Annotated in this window: 15 protein-coding genes; all 15 read left to right on the forward strand. The window is 57.2% G+C overall.

Annotated features, from left to right (window positions below; genetic code table 11):
- Window positions 1-18: 18 nt before the first annotated feature.
- The 15 genes from purD (at window position 19) to BLQ24_RS00765 (ending at window position 16,030) form a co-directional block, all read left to right on the forward strand.
- A complete protein-coding gene (purD, locus tag BLQ24_RS00695) occupies window positions 19-1,296 on the forward strand; it encodes a phosphoribosylamine--glycine ligase (RefSeq protein ID WP_090161573.1) in 1,278 nt (425 codons plus the stop codon).
- Window positions 1,297-1,299: 3 nt separating this feature from the next.
- Window positions 1,300-4,998 carry a phosphoribosylformylglycinamidine synthase gene (locus BLQ24_RS00700; protein WP_090161577.1) on the forward strand — a complete coding sequence of 1,233 codons (3,699 nt, stop codon included), beginning with the start codon at window positions 1,300-1,302 and terminating at the stop codon, window positions 4,996-4,998.
- Window positions 4,999-5,074: 76 nt separating this feature from the next.
- Window positions 5,075-5,677 (forward strand): GDSL-type esterase/lipase family protein, encoded by a 603-nt coding sequence (locus BLQ24_RS00705; protein WP_090161580.1) that lies wholly within the window; start codon window positions 5,075-5,077, stop codon window positions 5,675-5,677.
- Window positions 5,678-5,811: 134 nt separating this feature from the next.
- Window positions 5,812-6,240, forward strand: coding sequence for a hypothetical protein (locus BLQ24_RS00710; protein ID WP_090161583.1), 429 nt, complete (start codon window positions 5,812-5,814; stop codon window positions 6,238-6,240).
- Between the two features lie 191 nt (window positions 6,241-6,431).
- Window positions 6,432-7,760 carry an MATE family efflux transporter gene (locus BLQ24_RS00715; RefSeq protein WP_090161586.1) on the forward strand — a complete coding sequence of 443 codons (1,329 nt, stop codon included), beginning with the start codon at window positions 6,432-6,434 and terminating at the stop codon, window positions 7,758-7,760.
- A 116-nt stretch (window positions 7,761-7,876) separates the two neighbouring features.
- Window positions 7,877-8,755, forward strand: a complete 879-nt coding sequence (locus tag BLQ24_RS00720; protein ID WP_090161588.1) for a GNAT family N-acetyltransferase — start codon at window positions 7,877-7,879, stop codon at window positions 8,753-8,755.
- 1 nt (window position 8,756) lies between these two features.
- Entirely contained in the window at window positions 8,757-9,455 is a 699-nt protein-coding gene (locus BLQ24_RS00725; RefSeq protein ID WP_176755838.1) for a pentapeptide repeat-containing protein, read from the forward strand.
- Between the two features lie 142 nt (window positions 9,456-9,597).
- Window positions 9,598-10,296: a phosphatase PAP2 family protein gene (locus tag BLQ24_RS00730; protein WP_090161595.1), complete on the forward strand. Its 699-nt coding sequence runs from the start codon at window positions 9,598-9,600 to the stop codon at window positions 10,294-10,296.
- Window positions 10,293-11,342: a lysylphosphatidylglycerol synthase transmembrane domain-containing protein gene (locus BLQ24_RS00735; protein WP_090161598.1), complete on the forward strand. Its 1,050-nt coding sequence runs from the start codon at window positions 10,293-10,295 to the stop codon at window positions 11,340-11,342. Before BLQ24_RS00730 ends, BLQ24_RS00735 begins: the two co-directional genes overlap by 4 nt.
- On the forward strand, window positions 11,339-12,043 hold the full coding sequence (locus BLQ24_RS00740) for a CDP-alcohol phosphatidyltransferase family protein (protein ID WP_090161601.1): 705 nt from the start codon (window positions 11,339-11,341) through the stop codon (window positions 12,041-12,043). Before BLQ24_RS00735 ends, BLQ24_RS00740 begins: the two co-directional genes overlap by 4 nt.
- A gap of 133 nt (window positions 12,044-12,176) precedes the next feature.
- The gene (locus BLQ24_RS00745) at window positions 12,177-12,902 is read left to right on the forward strand and encodes a phosphatidylserine decarboxylase (protein ID WP_242869536.1); all 726 of its coding nucleotides are present in this window, start codon (window positions 12,177-12,179) and stop codon (window positions 12,900-12,902) included.
- An 8-nt stretch (window positions 12,903-12,910) separates the two neighbouring features.
- Complete coding sequence (locus tag BLQ24_RS00750) at window positions 12,911-14,197, forward strand: acetyl-CoA hydrolase/transferase family protein (RefSeq protein ID WP_090161606.1); 1,287 nt, start codon at window positions 12,911-12,913, stop codon at window positions 14,195-14,197.
- A gap of 118 nt (window positions 14,198-14,315) precedes the next feature.
- Window positions 14,316-14,774, forward strand: coding sequence for a hypothetical protein (locus tag BLQ24_RS00755; protein WP_143004214.1), 459 nt, complete (start codon window positions 14,316-14,318; stop codon window positions 14,772-14,774).
- Window positions 14,775-14,803: 29 nt separating this feature from the next.
- Window positions 14,804-15,682: an NADAR family protein gene (locus BLQ24_RS00760; RefSeq protein ID WP_090161613.1), complete on the forward strand. Its 879-nt coding sequence runs from the start codon at window positions 14,804-14,806 to the stop codon at window positions 15,680-15,682.
- 51 nt (window positions 15,683-15,733) lie between these two features.
- Window positions 15,734-16,030, forward strand: a complete 297-nt coding sequence (locus BLQ24_RS00765) for a hypothetical protein (RefSeq protein ID WP_090161616.1) — start codon at window positions 15,734-15,736, stop codon at window positions 16,028-16,030.
- Window positions 16,031-16,111: the final 81 nt, after the last annotated feature.

A 16,111-nucleotide genomic window follows, 5' to 3' on the forward strand; every position in this document is an offset into this window, starting at 1 on the left:
AAGGGAGATTTCGATCCAATGAAAGTAATGGTTGTGGGCGGTGGCGGCCGGGAGCACGCCATCATTAAGAAAATAAAGGAAAATCCGAAGGTTGATTGTATCTATGCACTGCCGGGAAACGGCGGCATGGCCGGGGATGCGGAATGCGTTCCTGTGGGCGCAGAGGACCTGGATGGTGTGGTGAACTTCGCGAAAACACATGAGATTGACTTCGCCGTAGTTGCGCCGGACGATCCCCTGGTCATGGGAATGGTGGACCTGCTGCAGGCAGAGGGCATCCCGTGCTTCGGACCGGAGAAGAAAGCGGCAATCATCGAGGGCAGCAAGGCATTTTCCAAGGATCTGATGAAGAAATACCATATCCCGACAGCCCGGTACGAGACCTTCACTGATGAAGAGGCGGCGCTGGCCTATGTGGAGCAGTGTGCCGTTCCTGTCGTGGTGAAGGCAGACGGACTGGCGAAGGGAAAGGGCGTTCTGATCTGCGAAACCCGGGAGGATGCGGTTCAGGCAGTGAAATCCATGATGGAGGACCAGGCCTTTGGTGCCAGCGGTCTGACTGTGGTGGTGGAAGAGTATCTGACCGGTCCTGAAGTCAGCGTTTTGTCCTTCACCGACGGGAAAACCATCATCCCGATGATTTCCTCCATGGATCACAAGCGGGCGCTGGACGGAGACCTGGGGCTGAATACCGGCGGCATGGGTACGATTGCTCCGAATCCGTATTACACGGAGGACATCGCCGCAGAATGTATGGAGAAGATTTTCATGCCGACTCTGGAAGCCATGAATGCCGAGGGCAGAACATTCCGGGGCTGTCTTTACTTCGGACTGATGCTCACCCAGGACGGACCGAAGGTCATTGAATACAACTGCCGCTTCGGCGATCCGGAGGCCCAGGTGGTTCTCCCGCTTCTGGAGAGCGACCTGCTGGACATCATGATGCATGTTTCCGACGGAACGCTGGCGGAGGCGGATGTGCGGTTTGCGGAAGATGAAGCTGCGTGCTGCGTCATTATGGCTACGAAGGGTTACCCGGGGAAATACGGCAAAGGATACCCGATCAGGATTCCGTCCGATGTGGGGCATGTCTATGTGGCCGGAGCGGACCGGGCGGAAGACGGATCCCTGACCTCGGCGGGAGGCCGGGTCCTGGGGGTCACGGAACGGGGCGCCGATCTGAAAGAGGCCATCGAGAAGGCATACCGGTCGGTGGAGAAGATCAGTTTCCCGGACGGATTCTACCGGAAGGACATCGGACAGAAAGCATTGAAGGCACTGGAAGGAGATAATTAAGAGATGGTATACAGAGTTTACGTTGAGAAGAAGCCTGACTTTGCCAATGAGGCAGCTTCCGTGCTGAACGAGGCGAGGAACCTTCTGCAGATCCGGAATCTGGAGAAGGTCCGGGTCATCAACCGCTATGATGCGGAGAATTTGCCGGAAGAGCTGTTTCATGAAGTCATCAATACGGTGTTCTCGGAGCCGCAGGTGGATGTGGCGACTTCCACGCTGAATGCGGGACCGGAGGATACGGTTTTCGCTGTTGAGTACCTGCCGGGTCAGTTCGACGCCCGGGCGGCATCCGCCGAGGAGTGCATTCAGCTGATTTCCAAGGGCGAGCGGCCGACTGTGAAGTCCGCCAAGGTCTACATACTCACCGGCAGCCTGTCCGAAGCCGATGTGGATGAGATCAAGCGGTACCTGATCAATCCGGTGGAAGCGAGAGAGGCTTCCCTGGATCCGTATGAAACACTGAAGGTCAATTACGAAATCCCGACGAAGGTGGAAACCCTGGACGGATTCCGGGAACTGAATGAGGCCGGTCTGGAGGAGTTCCTGCAGGCGAACGGTCTGGCCATGGACCTGGCGGATCTGGCTTTTGTGCAGGAATACTTCACGAAAGAACAGCGGGATCCGACCATCACTGAGATCAAGGTAATCGACACCTACTGGTCTGATCACTGCCGTCACACTACATACAATACAACGCTGGACAGCATCGAATTCCATGATGCCAGAATGCAGAAGACCTATGAGGATTACCTGAACACCCGGAAGGAACTGGGCAGAACGAAACCGGTGAATCTGATGGATATCGGAACACTGGCTGCGAAGTACCTCAGGAAGAACGGCATGCTGGAGAAACTGGACGCTTCCGAGGAAATCAACGCCTGTACGGTGAAGATGACCGTGCATGTGAACGGAAAGCCGGAGAACTGGCTTCTGCTGTTCAAGAACGAGACCCATAACCACCCGACGGAAATCGAGCCGTTCGGAGGTGCGGCCACCTGCATCGGCGGTGCGATCCGGGATCCGCTGTCGGGCAGAAGCTATGTGTACGCCGCCATGCGGGTCACCGGTGCGGCGGATCCGCTGAAGCCGCTGTCGGAGACCATGGAAGGCAAGCTGCCGCAGCGGAAGATTGTGACCACCGCCGCAGACGGCTACAGTTCCTACGGCAACCAGATCGGGCTGGCCACCGGTCAGGTGGATGAAGTCTATCATCCGGGTTATGCGGCGAAGAGAATGGAAATCGGCGCAGTCATTGCGGCGGCGCCGGAAGCGAATGTCCGCCGGGAAAGACCGGTTCCGGGAGATGTGGTGATTCTGCTGGGCGGCCGCACCGGCCGGGATGGCATCGGCGGCGCAACCGGTTCATCGAAGAAGCACAATCTGGAATCCCTGGAGTCCTGCGGCGCCGAGGTGCAGAAGGGAAATGCACCGGAAGAGCGGAAACTGCAGAGACTGTTCCGGAATCCGGAGGCCTCCCGTCTGATCAAGCGCTGCAACGACTTCGGTGCCGGCGGCGTGTCCGTCGCCATCGGCGAGCTGGCCGACGGTCTGGACATTGACCTGGACCAGGTGACGAAGAAATATGAAGGTCTGGACGGCACGGAGCTGGCCATCAGTGAGTCCCAGGAACGGATGGCTGTGGTGGTAGCGGCAGAGGACGAGGAAAAATACATCGCCCTCGCCCACGCAGAGAACCTGGAAGCCACGAAGGTTGCCACAGTGAAGGAAAGCCCGTACCTGACGGAGCGCTGGAACGGGGAGACGATTGTGAATATTTCCCGGGCGTTCCTGGATACGGACGGTGTGGAGAAGCACATCAATGTGGTGGTGCCGGAAACCGGTTCCTATGCCAAGGTTGTTTCTGATGACTTCGAGCAGGCATACAAGGAAATGGCGGGAGATCTGAACGTCTGCTCCAAGAGAGGTCTGTCCGAGGAGTTCGACTCCACCATCGGCGCCGGCACCGTGCTGATGCCGTTCGGCGGCAAGTACCAGAGAACGCCGATTCAGTCCATGGTGCACCTGATCTCCGTGGAGAAAGGGCATACAGACACTGTTTCCCTGATGTCATACGGTTTCAATCCGATGGTATCCAGTGCGAATCCGTATGAAGGGGCTTACCTGGCGGTGGTGGAATCCGCTTCCAAGCTGATTGCTGCCGGTGCGTCCTTCGAAGACACCTACCTGACTTTCCAGGAGTACTTCGGCAAGCCGGGAACGAATCCAAAGAAGTGGGGCCTTCCGCTGGCAGCCATGCTGGGCGCCTTCCGGGCTCAGAAAGAACTGGGCATTGCGGCCATCGGCGGCAAGGATTCCATGAGCGGCACCTTCGAAAATCTGGATGTACCGCCGACACTGGTTTCCTTCGCTGTGACCACGGATCAGGTGGATCACATTATTTCGCCGGAATTCAAAAACGCCGGGTCCCGGGTGGTTCTGCTGACACCGGAGAAGGCGGAGGACGGACTGCCGTCCGGGGAAGGCCTGAAGAAACTGTTTGATCAGGTGCATGAGCTGATCGTATCCGGGACGGCGGTTTCAGCGTACACCCCGGGATTCGGCGGCATCGCAGAGGCTGTGATGAAGATGTGCATGGGCAACGGGTTCGGCTTCTGTTATGCGCCGGAACTGACCCAGGAGCAGCTCTTCGGGTATCAGTACGGTTCCTTTGTTCTGGAATTGGCGGAAGATGCAGAGATTCCGGGAGCGGTCATTCTGGGCGCCGTTACGAAAGATCCGGCGATTGTGAAAGGAGCGGTCAGGATTCCGACGGCGGACCTGGATGCCATCTATGAGCAGAAGCTGGAGCCGGTCTATCCGTGCAACATCGAGACCAGACCGAATCCGCTGGAGACTTTCAGCTATGCGAAAAAGAGCAGCCTGAGCCCGGTCGTCCGCACGGCGAAGCCGAAGGTGCTCATCCCGGTATTCCCGGGCAACAACTGTGAATATGATTCTGCCAAGGCATTTGCGGATGCGGGAGCTGATCCGGAGATCTTCGTGATCAACAACCTGGATTCCGAGGCCGTTGTGCGGTCCGTGGAACAGTTCGCAGCGAAGATCGGCGAATCGCAGATTGTTTTCATTCCGGGCGGTTTCTCCGGGGCAGACGAGCCGGACGGCTCCGGAAAATTCATCACGGCATTCTTCCGCAATGCGGAGATCAAGGCCCAGGTGGAAGATCTGCTGGATCGCCGGGGCGGCCTGATGGCGGGGATCTGCAACGGATTCCAGGCGCTGATCAAGCTGGGCCTGGTGCCGTACGGCAAGATCGTGGACATGACGCCGGAGTCGGCGACCCTGACGTTCAATGAGATCGGACGCCACCAGTCGAAGCTGGCCCGGACCAGAATCGCATCCACGAAATCGCCGTGGATGTCGAAGATGAACGTAGGAGACATCTACCTGACACCGATCTCCCACGGCGAAGGAAGATTCGTGGCACCGGAATCCCTGATCCGGAATCTGGCGGAGAATGGTCAGATTCTGACCCAGTATGTGGACTTGGAGGGCAATGTGTCCAATGATATTCAGTACAATCCGAACGGTTCCCTGTATGCCATTGAAGGCATCACATCGCCGGACGGCAGAGTGCTGGGCAAGATGGCCCATTGCGAGAGAAGAGGTTACGGTTTATATAAGAACGTGCCGGGGAATACGGACATGAAGATGTTCGAGTCTGCGGTGGAATTCTTCAAATAGACAGGGCAGCGGAGCGTGGGGAAAGAACAGGCTTTCTTTCACCTGCGCTTCGTCCATAGTGAGGAACGGACTGAGAATGAAGAAGATATTGTTTTTTGGGGATTCGAATACCTACGGATTCGATCCGGCGGGCCCCATCGGGGGCCGGTATCCGGAAGCCCAGCGCTGGACGAATATTCTCATGCGGTCGCTGGGGCCGGAATGGACTCTGGAGGCAGACGGTCTGAACGGCAGAATGATCCCGGATTCTCCCTATATGCAGGGAATGCTGTGGGATTCGGTTCTTCGTCATGAACCGGATGTGCTGGTGATCATGCTGGGTTCCAATGACATTCTTTCTTCCCGGGCGGAGGAACCGGAAGACATCCTGACGGGAATTTCCGGGAAGATCGAAAGTCTGATGCAGTACCTGGCAATTCAGAAGAAGCGGGCCGGTCTGGATTTCCAGATCATGCTCTGTGTGCCGCCCAAGATGCATACCGGTGTGATGCGTTTTGACCGGACTTCCGGGGAACTTCCGGCGGTTTACCGGGAGAGTGCCCACAGGTTCGCTGCCCATTTCATCGACGCATCTTCCTGGCAGGTGGAGCTGACCGGGGACGGGGTGCATTTCTCGGAGCAGGGGCACAAGGCTTTTGCGGTAAGAATGGCGCAGGAACTGAAGAATCACACGCTGTAAGGCAGCGGACGGTGCGTCCGGCGGAACGGAGGGTATTTTCGCTTCGCCGGACGCATTTTCTGTTGCAAATGTCCCGTTTTTCTCCCGGTGTTTCGGGTACAATATCTTCAACCGATCAATCGAGGAGGTAGTAAATGACATTTTTCGAAAAACTGGAGGAAGAACTGGAGCAGCATGAGGACTTCTCGTTCTTCGAGAACGGGAAATATGATAACCTGGGAAACTGTTTCGATTTCACTTATGAAACGATTCCGGCGGGAGAGAGCCGGAAAACAGATGGCAGGATCGGCATTCTGGTCCGGGGGGAAGGCAGCTATGATTTCCGGGGAGAGAAGAAACATGCCTCCCGTTTCGATGTCTTCGGAATGGAATATAACCAGTGGGGGAATTCCGAGCCTGCGCCGACCGTATTCACGGCGGAGACCGATGGAAGGGTCATCTGGGCAGATTATAACGTATGCACTTCGGTGTGTTATGCATCCTGCTGGTATCACGGGCAGCTGATCCGGGAGATCAAGGAGGCGTACGGCCGCCAGCATGACATGAAAGTGATGTCCATTTAATCGCTGCGTTTCCCGCCGGAACCATGGTATGACAATCGGCAAATTGAAGAGACAGTAGGGCGAGCCGGAGAATGCATTCCTGCGCCCCGGAAATATCCGGGGATCCGGCAGAGCTGCGGTAAGGAGATCCATAATCCGAGAGGGTTAGGGGTTTCCTCTTTTTTTCGGAAAGAAACAGGAAGGAAAGAAAAATGGGAAATAAATTGTTCGAAAAAGCGCCGGTGCCAAAAGCGTATCTCAAGCTGGCCATGCCGGTGGTGCTGAGTATGGTGGTGACCATGATCTATAACATGGTGGACACCTGGTTTATTGCACTCACCGGGAAGACGGCACTGATTGCCGGGGTTTCGGTGTGCACGCCGCTGTTCACCCTGATGCTGGCGCTGGGGGACCTGTGGGGACTGGGCGGAAGCTCGGTCTTTTCCCGCCTTCTGGGAGAGCACCGGGAGGAAGAGGGACGTCGGGTCAGCGCTTTCTGTTATTCCGGCGCACTGATTCTGGGCGTTATTTCAGCGGCGGCGCTGCTTCTGGCCCGCCGGCCCCTGCTGCAGTTTCTGGGCGCCGAGGGAGCTGCCTATCCCCATGCGGCGGCGTATTTCACCTGGCTCTCTCTGGGCGCTCCGGTGATCATCTTCACTCTGGTGCCCACGAATATGATGCGGTCGGAGGGGGCGGCCACCCGGTCCATGATCGGATCTGTGCTGGGTGTGGCGGTGAACATTGTGCTGGATCCGGTTTTCATTTTCGCACTGGGGCAGGGCGCCGCCGGTGCCGCCATGGCTACCGTGCTGGGGTATATCTGTACCGCGGCATACTACATCCGTTATACGGTGAAGTTTTCTCCGGGTTTGTCTCTGGACCCCCGGGATGCGAAAATCAGCGGAAAAACGTTCGGTTCGCTGATGATGATCGGCCTGCCGGCAGCGGTGACGAATTTCATGCAGAGCGTGGGGATCACCATCACGAACCGGAATCTGCTGCCCTACGGAAATGACCCGATTGCCATAATGGGAATTGTCTTGAAAACCGTGAACATTGCGGCGCTGGTGCTGGTGGGTCTGGCCTTCGGCGGCCAGCCGATCATGGGGTATAATTACGGGGCGGGGAACCGGGTGCGGCTCCGTCAGGTGATCCGGTTCGCCCTGTCTGTGACGGCGGCCACAGGCATTGTCATCAGCCTGGTGCTGTTTGCCGGCGCCGGCCCCCTGATCCGGCTGTTTGTGTCCGGCACGGATCTGATCCGGATCGGTGTGCCGATGCTCAGGCTGCAGGTCATCTGCATAACCCTGATGGGACTGACCACCGTGATCATCTGCCTGTTCCAGTCCACCGGAAAAGGTCTGGCGGCCTTTCTCCTCTCCATCTGCCGTCAGGGCACAGTGTATGCACTGGTGATGCTGGTCATGGCCCGTCTTCTGGGGTACCGGGGTGTTCTGGCCGCCCAGGCGGTGACAGATGTTCTGACCATTATCATCGCCGGCCTGCTGTACCGGATCTTTCTGAGCCGGGAAATCCGGTGACCGGAAGGGGATTCGAAGGGGGCATGCCTTCTCCGTCCGGGAGAAACTTGAATCCATCGGTCATTCGTATTAGAATGATGTCATACATTAATCAGGTAAAGTGAGGCGGAATACGAATGACAGACAGATATGCGAAGTACCGGACAGTGGAGACGGATGAGCGGAAACGGAAATATATCGGGTGGATTGAGGAACTGTCGCTGAACGCCTGGCCCTCCCACAAGATCGAACTGTACGACGGGTGGCTCCTTCGTTTTTCCCACAACTACACCCACCGCACGAACAGTGTGCAGCAGGTGGGGGAATCGAAAATTCCGGTGGATGAGAAGATCCGGTACTGTGAATCCGTGTACCATGCCATGCATACACCCTGCATCTTCAAACTCAGCCCGCTGACGGACACATCCTTCGACCAGCTGCTGGAGAACAGGGGATACACGGTGCAGCATCAGACAGAGACCATGGTGCTGGATTGCCGGGACTTCCGCCCCCGGGAAGCGGCAGATGTGGAATATGAGTTCTACGGCAGGAATTCGGGGCTTCCTTCCATCGTGGGATATCCCGGAAACGTTGTGGTGCAGCTTCGGGACCGCATCACGGATGAATGGATGACGGGGCTGTTCCGGCTGAACGGCACCACCAGTCCGACACTGCGCCGGATCGTTCCGTCCATGTATCATGCGATTCCGAAGGAAACCATCGTCGCCCGGGTGGATGTGAACGGCGGGATGGTGGCCAGTGGTCTGGCCATCCTGGACCGGGGCTGCTGCGGTATCTATGCGATCTACGTGGATCCGGCCATGCGGCGGAAGCATATCGCCAGCGGGGTGGTGAACACACTGCTTTCAGAAGCACAGAAAAAAGGCTGCAGAAGGGCCTATCTGCAGTGCGTAAGGGGCAATACCGGCGCCCGGGCCATGTACGAGGAATTCGGGTTCCAACATCTATATGATTACTGGTTCCGTGGCGAAGACAATTTCCGGAAGGAGAATTGATATGAAAGAGGTCACCATGGAGAAAATCCGGGAGATGGCGGGCGTACCTTCCGGTTCGGCTTTGTCCTTGGAAAACTGCTGGATGGAGCACATGGATCTGCGGGGACTGAACCTCCGGGCCCTGGACTTCACCCTGGTCTCCTTCCGGGACGTAAGGTTCGACGGGAATGACCTCTCGGGGATATCCTTCAATAATGCGCTGCTGGACGGCTGTTCCATGGCGGGCTGCGATCTCCGGAGCTGTGATCTCCGGAAGGCCTCCATGCGCCGGGTGAATCTGACCGGGGCGGACCTTCGGGGGGCGGATGTCCGGGGAGCAGTGCTGGAGGATGCTGTGATGACGGACCTTCGGGTCGACGAAAGGACAAGAGGTTACCGGATGCGCTGCCCGGAAACGGGGGCGTTCATCGGGTGGAAGAAATGTCTGGATGACCGGATTGTCATGCTGCTGGTGCCGGCGGATTCTCCCCGGACATCGGCGACGAATCACACCTGCCGGTGCCGGCGGGCCAAGGTACTGAAGATCGAGAATTTCGATCAGACGGAAAGTTATCAGGAAGCGTGGTCTCTGGTGGACCCGGATTTTTGCTATCGCCGGGGGGAATGGGTGGAAGCGCTGAATTTCAACCCGGACCGCTGGTATGACTCCACCGGCGGGATTCATTTCTGGATGGAGCGGCAGGAGGCGCTTCAGTACTGACCTCCCCGGGGAAAGAAACATGACGGAAATTCCCGAGAATCTTCACATAGGAACAGCAAACTTTCGCTATAATATCACGTTGGGACTGTCTGTGTCCTCCGGCAGTGATTCATGATGAAAGTACGGGAGAAGATTCCGGGTAATGAGTGATAGAAAGATCAAGGATTTTATTCAAAAATGGGTTCCGTCCTATGCGGTGGTGCCGGTTGCATGCTGTCTGATCGTGAATACGATCGGCTATTTTGGCGTACAGCTGATCAGCGGCATGCTCCACTTCCATGATTTCAGTCTCCCCCCGGACCGGCGGATTCCGCTGGTGCCGGCATTCGTTTTCGTTTACGTGGGAGCGTATGCCCAGTGGATTCTCGGATTTCTGCAGTGCGCCCGGGACAGCCGTTCCCTCTGTTACCGGTACATGAGTGCGGAAGTTACGGCGAAGCTGGTGACGATTCTGTGCTTCCTGGTGGTGCCTTCCACCATTATCCGTCCGGCGGTTTCCGGCAGCGGGCCGGCGGAACTGCTGCTGCGTTGGATCTATATGCATGACGGGCCGGTGAATCTGTTCCCGTCCATCCATTGTCTGGAAAGCTGGTTCTGTCTTCGGGCGGCGTTCGCCCAGAAGAAAACCGGCAGACTATACTCCCTCTGCATGACCGTCATGACCCTGCTGGTGTTTGCCTCGGTTCTGCTGGTGCGCCAGCATGTTATCGTGGACATTCTGGGTGGAATCGGCGTTTTCGAGCTGGGGATGCTTCTGACCCGGCGGAGAGATTTCACCGCTTTTTATGAAAGTGTCAGCCGCAGGCTGGCCCGGGCTGTCCGGGGAAGGAGCAGAACATGACGAAAGGAAAGAAGAAAATCTTCTGGTCCGTCGGCGCCGTTCTTCTGGCGGTGCTCAGCATATGGGCCGTCCTGTCTCAGGCGGGGAATCTGTCCTTTCATGATCTGCGCATGGCGCTCCGGCACGGAGACCGGCGCTGGCTGGCGGCGGCAGTGCTGTCCATGATGGGATATATCGTTTTCGAAGGGGAAGGAATTCTCAGCATTCTCCGGGGCGTCGGATATCACAGAAAGCACCGGCAGGGATTTCTGTATGCGGCGGGAGACGTGTATTTCTCCGCCATTACGCCCTCTGCCAGCGGCGGGCAGCCAGCCAGTGCGCTGTTCATGATGCGAAACGGTATCCCGGGTGCGGTGGTTACAGCTACATTGCTGATGAATCTGGTGATGTATACGCTGGGGATTATCACGGTGGGCATCATCTGTATGGTCACCGCTCCGGGACTGTATTTCCGTTTCCATCTACCGGCCAGGATCCTGATTGTTCTGGGGTATCTGGCACTGCTTCTGCTGTCTGTCCTCTTCATGCTGCTGCTTTTGCGGAAGAATATTCTAGAGCGGCTGGGGGTTCTGCTTCTCCGGATCATGAAGAAAATCCGTCTGATCCGTCACCCGGAGAAAAAGATCGAAAAACTGCGGAAGAAAATGGATGAATACGGCGAATGTGTGGCCGGGATGCGGGACCACAAGGATGCGCTGATCCAGGCATATTTCTGGAATTTGGCACAGCGGATATCCCAGATTTGTGTTACAGTATTTATGTTCCTTGCCATGGGAGGGAAAATCACAGAGGCATTCCCGGTCTGGGTCATTCAGAGTATGGTGACCATCGGATCGAATACTGTGCCGATCCCGGGCGGTATGGGGGTCACCGATTATCTGATGCTGGACGGATTCCGCTCTCTGCTTTCCAACGGGGATGCGGTTCGTCTGGAACTGCTGAGCAGAGGACTTTCTTTCTACGTCTGTGTTCTGATCAGCGGGATCACATCCGCTGCGGGACTCGGGTTATATCATATTCAGCACAGAGAGGAAAAGAATTCATGATCGGATATTATAATTACACCGTTTGGCTTACCTACGCCTCGCTTCTTTCCGCCTGTTTGGGAATCGGTGTTTCGCTGCACGGCGCAGGGCATCCATACTGGGGCGTCTTCTTCCTGCTGCTCAGCGGTCTCTGCGATGCCTTCGACGGCCGGGTGGCCCGCAGGAAGAAGAACCGTTCCCAGATGGAGAAGAAGTACGGCATTCAGATTGACTCCCTGGCGGATCTCGTCGCATTCGGCGTGCTGCCGGCCTGTATCGGGGAGGCCCTTTCCACTCTGGGCCCTTATGTGGCGGGGGTTCGGCGGCTGGATTTCAGCAGCCCACAGATGCGGATGTTCGTGCGTGCCCTGGTTATCGCCGTCATGCTGTTTTATGTGCTGGCGGCATTGATCCGGCTGGCGTATTTCAATGTGGCGGAGGAAGAGCGGCAGAATATAGAAGGCGGCAGCCGGAAAACCTACGAGGGCCTTCCGGTCACATCCGCTGCACTGATTTTTCCTACCATCATGCTGCTGCAGTATGTGCTGCCGATGGATATCACCCTGGTCTATTATATCGGCATGCTGATCACGGGTGCGCTGTTCATTTCCCGGATACAGGTTGTGAAACCGGGCTTCCGGGGCATTCTGATCATGGTTCTCTTCGGTGCAGCAGAGGCTGTGCTGCTGCTGGTGGGCCTGTTCACCATCGCTCATCGATAGAGAGAATGGCCCTGGGGGGATACAGGAGTGATACATGGATAAGATCCTGAATTTTCTATATGGCACTGTTCCCGGCCGCATATTGCTGAAAGGGCTGACCGCAAGGCCGGTTTCCAGGGCGGCCGGAGCATTCATGGATTCCGCATTTTCCATTCCGCTGATCCGGCCCTTCGTGAAGAAGAACGGGATTGATCTGTCGGAATGTGAGACTGCGGATTTCCGTTGTTTTAATGACTGCTTCACGCGAAAACTGAAACCGGAAGTGCGGCCGGTGGACCGGGAAGGGAATCATCTGATTTCTCCCTGCGACGGCCTGCTCCGTGTGTGGCCGGTGCAGGAGGGCCTGGTTCTCCCGGTGAAAGAAAGCCGGTATTCTGTGGCGGATCTCCTGGGACCCGGAGCAGATCCGGCACCGTTTCAGGGCGGCCAGTGTCTGGTGTTCCGTCTGTGTGTCCATCACTACCACCGGTACTGCTATTTCGACAGCGGCAGAAAGGGAGAAAACATCTTTCTGCCGGGCCGGCTTCATACCGTTCAGCCCATTGCACTCCGGTCGGTTCCTGTTTTCACGGAGAACTGCCGGGAAGTGACCCGGATGGAGACGGATCATTTCGGCAGCGCCGTTCAGATTGAAGTCGGTGCCATGCTGGTGGGGAAAATCCGGAATCATCACGGCGCCGGCCCCATGACCCGGGGAGAAGAGAAGGGAATGTTCCTCTACGGCGGATCCACCATTATCGTCCTGCTGCCTGCGGGAAGCGCAGAACTGGACCCGGCGATCCTGCGGGCGTCGGCGGCAGGGGAAGAGACGCCGGTGCGGCTGGGTGAGCGGATCGGAACCGGGAAAGGAAGCAGGTGAAACAGATAATGCGCAGAAACAGAGGTCAAATCACCGTTGATGAGGCACTGGACCATATCCAGTCCGGGGATCTCATTGCTGCAGGAATGTACACGGCGGAACCGAAGCAGATATTCCGCCGTCTCCATGAAATATGCGGCCGGGTCAGGAATGTGTCCCTGTGGACCTGTCTCCTGGGGGAAGATTATCCCTTTGTTACGAATCCGGAATACTGGGACACGTTCCGGTTTTACAGCATCTTCAACGGTCCCCAGATGCGCCGGTGCATGAAGGAAGGGGCCGGGGCATTCCTGCCGAACAACCTGTGTTATCTGGGAGAAGAACAGGTGGCCCGGCGGGCGCCGGATATCTATTTCGGCGCAGCCACCCTGCCGGAGAAAGACGGCACCCTGTGGCTGGCCCCCAGCCTGCAGACAGAACTGGAGAACTTTCGGGCGGCGAAGATCCGAATTCTGGAACTGAATCCCCATGTTCCCCGGGTTTTCGGTGCATCGAAAATCCACATGGAGGATCTGGACGGATATATTCTCTCGGATGCGGCGGTTTTCGATAACCCGATGCCGCTGCCGGGGGAGACGGACCGGGCGATCGCCCGGCGGGTGGCGGCCCTCATTCACGACGGCGATACGATCCAGTTCGGAATCGGAAGGCTGCCGGAGGCCATCAGTGATGCACTGATGGAGAAACGGGACCTGGGCATTCATACGGAAATGCTAGGGAACAGTCTGGGCCGTCTCATCCAGGCTGGTGTGGTCACTAATGCGCGGAAGAATTTTCTGCCGGGAGAATCGGTGGTGGGATTCGTATGGGGAAGCCGGGAATTCTATGATTTCATAGACAGCCGGCAGGACATCCGCATCGAACCCAGCCGTTTCGTCAACGACGCCTGCATCATCGGGAAGAATGACAATCTGGTGTCCGTGAATTCTGCGTTGTCTGTGGATCTGACCGGGCAGATCTGCTCCGAATCCATCGGCACCCTGCAGTATTCCGGAACCGGCGGGGCCATGGACTTCGCCATGGGGGCCTTCCGGTCGAGGGGAGGACGGGGCATTATCGCCATGCCCTCCACCACCGGAAACGGCCGGATCTCCCGGATAACCGCCGTGCTGGCTCCGGGATCGGCAGTATCCATCCAGCGGGGATACACGGATTATGTGATCACAGAATACGGTACCGCCCGCCTTCGGGGCAGAACCATTCCGGAGCGGGCGGAGGCTCTGATCGGCATTGCGTATCCTACCTTCCGGGGCCAGCTCCGGGAAGATGCAGAGCGGGCAGGGTACCTGGGTTAGCGGGAGAACGCAGGCCGGCGGGCAAACACCTGAAGAGGCAGGTGCCCGGCCGGCGCAGAAGGAGGGATCACCGTGAATGGGTCCCGGAGAGAGTGTGGAAGACAGAAAGGAGTATCCTATGAGTGGATTCCGTTTCATATGCGGAGACTGTGGAAAGATAGAAGGGTTTATGACCGGCATGGACTTCAGCTACCGAAGGACGTACCGGGCGACCCGGCAGAAAGCGGAGGAAGGCGCTTTCGGAGAGAAACTGGCGGCTTTTCTGCACGATCACCCGGAAGCGGCGCTGAATCCGGAGAACCGGCTGTATCTCTGTCCAAGCTGCGGCGCATGGCGGGTAGAGCCGGATCTGTCTGCCTACCTGCCTGGGGACGGCAGAACCGAACCGGAGCCCTTCGTGCTTTTCGAGGAGGATACCGGGGAAGCGGACGGATACCGGCCCGTTCTTCCGTATGAACACCGCTGCGCCTGCGGCGGGAGAATGGAACCTTCCGCCCGGCCGGGAGAGGAGAAACTTCGCTGCCGAAGCTGCGGGGGCACCATGGAAATTGACGTGGAGATGGGCAGCGAACAGTAGAACCGCAGGGAAGAGAGAAGGGAACGAAGATGAAAAACGAAGAAATCGGCAGAATCTATTTCTTTCAGACCTGGTACGGTGAAAACGGCTGGCTGCACAATTTCTTTCCTGCCCCGTTCCGTTACGGCTCCTTCGGAAAGACGAAGGGGGTATATGCTTCGGCGGAGCAGTTCCTGATGCAGCAGAAGGCTTCTGTGCTGGGGTCTGACGAAGTGGCGGAGCAGATCATGGCGAATCTGGACCCGGAGACGGAGAAGAAGCTGGGGAGGAGCATCCTAAATTACGACGAGGCCCTCTGGTCGGCGATTCGGTTCCAGACGGTCCGCCGGGGCATCCGGGCGAAATTCCAGCAGAATCCTCAGATTCTCCGCTTTTTGCTGGATACCGGCGGATCGGAGATCGCAGAAGTGAGTTCTACGGATCGTTTGTGGGGTATCGGGCTGGATGCGGAGGATCCCCGCAGACTGGATCCGGCGAACTGGGAAGGAGAGAATCTGCTGGGAAACATTCTGAAACAGGTGCGCCGGGATCTGTTTGACTGGCTTTCGGTCCGGGAACCGGAGCGGATTCAGTATATCGACGGAAACGCCATTCTGGAGTACGAGGAGGAAGCGTATTTCCCGCCTTTTGCAGATCTTCTGGACATGCCGTTTGCAGAAGCGGCTGAGGTTCCCCGGGTGGGGGAGATCCTGATGCCCTATGCCAGGATCGCAGAGAAACGGCGTACCGGCTCCTGCGGGAATCCGGAAGAATTTCTGGAGGAAACCCGGAAGCGGGGCGGGCTGTCCATCCGGAAAATGGACCGGATGATCCGCCGGGGGGAGAACACGAACCTGCCGGAGGCGGGATTCAGTGAAATGATACAGGATCTGTACGACCAGTGCCGTTTCGGTGTTATCAAGCTCTGACGACCGGGCGGGGATGATTTTTTTGTCAAAAAGAACCAAAGGAGGACGATCATGGAGAAGGATACTTTCTATAATTTCCGGCCCACGGACGAAGTGGGAAATTACGTGAAGTTCGACGATGTAAACCGCCGGATGATGGTAAAAATCACGACCCGGCTCACGAACTATCCGGAGGATTATGCGCTGATCCGGTATGAGGACGTGAAGGATGCGGAACTGACGGAAGACGGAGGAATTCGGGTCCTCGTTTCTGTGGGCGGAGACCGGGTTATTCCGGTGAGCCGGCGTCATCCGAAGGAAGCACTGACCATATTGTCCAGAATCCGCACCATCGGGTTCAAGCTGTAGCGGGACGGTTCGGTATGGAAAGAACACCAGACAGAAAAACACTCGATCATGCAGCGGAACCCGCCAGGGAAACCGGTTACG

This window comes from Eubacterium pyruvativorans (assembly GCF_900102225.1).
Classification (GTDB): Bacteria; Bacillota; Clostridia; order Peptostreptococcales; family Anaerovoracaceae; genus Aminicella; species Aminicella pyruvativorans.

Bases quoted from the DNA above. Each gene is read 5' to 3' on its own strand.
- purD (WP_090161573.1), top strand. From the start codon at position 19: ATGAAAGTAATGGTTGTGGGCGGTGGCGGCCGGGAGCACGCCATCATT.
- BLQ24_RS00700 (WP_090161577.1), top strand. From the start codon at position 1,300: ATGGTATACAGAGTTTACGTTGAGAAGAAGCCTGACTTTGCCAATGAG.
- BLQ24_RS00705 (WP_090161580.1), top strand. From the start codon at position 5,075: ATGAAGAAGATATTGTTTTTTGGGGATTCGAATACCTACGGATTCGAT.
- BLQ24_RS00710 (WP_090161583.1), top strand. From the start codon at position 5,812: ATGACATTTTTCGAAAAACTGGAGGAAGAACTGGAGCAGCATGAGGAC.
- BLQ24_RS00715 (WP_090161586.1), top strand. From the start codon at position 6,432: ATGGGAAATAAATTGTTCGAAAAAGCGCCGGTGCCAAAAGCGTATCTC.
- BLQ24_RS00720 (WP_090161588.1), top strand. From the start codon at position 7,877: ATGACAGACAGATATGCGAAGTACCGGACAGTGGAGACGGATGAGCGG.
- BLQ24_RS00725 (WP_176755838.1), top strand. From the start codon at position 8,757: ATGAAAGAGGTCACCATGGAGAAAATCCGGGAGATGGCGGGCGTACCT.
- BLQ24_RS00730 (WP_090161595.1), top strand. From the start codon at position 9,598: ATGAGTGATAGAAAGATCAAGGATTTTATTCAAAAATGGGTTCCGTCC.
- BLQ24_RS00735 (WP_090161598.1), top strand. From the start codon at position 10,293: ATGACGAAAGGAAAGAAGAAAATCTTCTGGTCCGTCGGCGCCGTTCTT.
- BLQ24_RS00740 (WP_090161601.1), top strand. From the start codon at position 11,339: ATGATCGGATATTATAATTACACCGTTTGGCTTACCTACGCCTCGCTT.
- BLQ24_RS00745 (WP_242869536.1), top strand. From the start codon at position 12,177: ATGGATTCCGCATTTTCCATTCCGCTGATCCGGCCCTTCGTGAAGAAG.
- BLQ24_RS00750 (WP_090161606.1), top strand. From the start codon at position 12,911: ATGCGCAGAAACAGAGGTCAAATCACCGTTGATGAGGCACTGGACCAT.
- BLQ24_RS00755 (WP_143004214.1), top strand. From the start codon at position 14,316: ATGAGTGGATTCCGTTTCATATGCGGAGACTGTGGAAAGATAGAAGGG.
- BLQ24_RS00760 (WP_090161613.1), top strand. From the start codon at position 14,804: ATGAAAAACGAAGAAATCGGCAGAATCTATTTCTTTCAGACCTGGTAC.
- BLQ24_RS00765 (WP_090161616.1), top strand. From the start codon at position 15,734: ATGGAGAAGGATACTTTCTATAATTTCCGGCCCACGGACGAAGTGGGA.